The 1,352-nt window shown below is 65.2% G+C and carries 1 protein-coding gene and 1 pseudogene; both read left to right on the top strand.

The genetic code is table 11. The features are described from left to right. The first annotated feature begins 235 nt into the window (after positions 1 to 235). Entirely contained in the window at positions 236 to 1,213 is a 978-nt protein-coding gene (locus VQ02_RS32295; RefSeq protein ID WP_048448364.1) for a DMT family transporter, read from the top strand. 28 nt (positions 1,214 to 1,241) lie between these two features. Beyond that, positions 1,242 to 1,352 (top strand): annotated as a pseudogene (locus tag VQ02_RS39590) (zinc-binding alcohol dehydrogenase family protein); the annotation flags it as partial.

Raw genomic sequence — 1,352 nt, 5'->3', positions numbered from 1 at the left:
GACGGTCTCGTCCTGCTGCGCCTTGGCGACGGATCTCCATCGCATTCAGTCTCCGGTCGAGCTGCTCCTGCTTCAGTCGATAATCCAATTATAGCTATTGGAACTATGCGCTTATCAGATCAATTCAGCGCAGGCATTCTACCCTCCTCTCATTCGTCGCGGACGACATGACGCCGAGCATCCAGGTCACTGGAGTTGCCCGGACCACGACATCTGATCCTTCACAAGGCCCATCATGTCCGCCTCAGCCACCAACTCTTGCCCTGCTTCCAACGACTTACCAGCCAAACGACAAATTGGCGTCGCCGTCGTTACGGCAGAGGTGCGTGTATCGAGCCGTCCGCGGCTGCGGTGCGGTCCCGCGCTCCTACTCGGCGTCGCGATCCTGCTCTGGGGCGCCAACTGGCCGGTAATGAAAGTCGGATTGGGCCATGTCTCGCCGCTGTGGTTTTCCGCATCGCGCTTCGCCATGGGTGCGGCTTGCCTGTTCGTTTGGCAGATGTTGCGCCGTGAGCTGCGGCTGCCGGAGTGGGCCGACCTGCCCATTGTTGCCTCGATCGGCCTCCTGCAGATGATGCTGTTCACTGCGCTCGGCGCCGTGGCCATGACTCACCTGCCTGCCGGTCGCTCTGCGATTTTGAGCTACACCACGCCGATCTGGGTCCTTCCCGCCGCACTTCTGTTGTTCGGCGAGCGGATTGAACGGCGGCGTTGGGTCGGTATCATTTTCGCCGGTCTCGGTGTTCTCTTGTTGCTCAACCCGCACGCGATTGACTGGAGCGACGCGCAGGTCGTCGGCGCCAACGCGATGCTGCTCGCCGCCTCCGCCGCCTGGGCCCTGTGCATCCTGCACCTGCGTTACGGCCGCGCGCCCTCGCCGGCGATCAGGCTCGCGCCTTGGCAAATGCTGCTCGCGGCAATGGTGCTGGCCCCGCTTGCCCGCGCGGTCGAGGGGCCGTTCACCGGCGACGGCACGGGTACGCTCTGGGTCTGTCTCGCCTTCGTCGGCCCGGTCGCCACCGCCTTCTGCTTCTGCGCCGTCAACGCGGCGAGCGCCCGGCTGCCGGCGAGCGCGATGTCGACCCTGATGCTGGCGGTGCCGGTCGCCGGCCTCGCCTTCTCCATGGCGGCCCTGCGCGAGAGCCCAGGCCCGGACCTGATCCTCGGCGCCGCCGCCATCGTGCTCGGCGTCGCGGCGAGCGCCCGCTCCTAACCCCCATACCAAAGAAAGGACCACTTCCATGAAGGCTGTCGGTTTCTACACCTCCTTGCCGATCGACCACGATCAAGCGCTCGTTGATCTCGATCTCCCGACCCCAACGCCGGGGCCACGCGACCTGCTCGTCCGAGTG

It is taken from the genome of Methylobacterium variabile, from assembly GCF_001043975.1.
Taxonomy (GTDB): Bacteria; Pseudomonadota; Alphaproteobacteria; order Rhizobiales; family Beijerinckiaceae; genus Methylobacterium; species Methylobacterium variabile.
The sequence above is the reverse complement of the archived record's forward strand: the minus strand, read 5'-3'. Positions and strand labels throughout refer to the sequence as shown.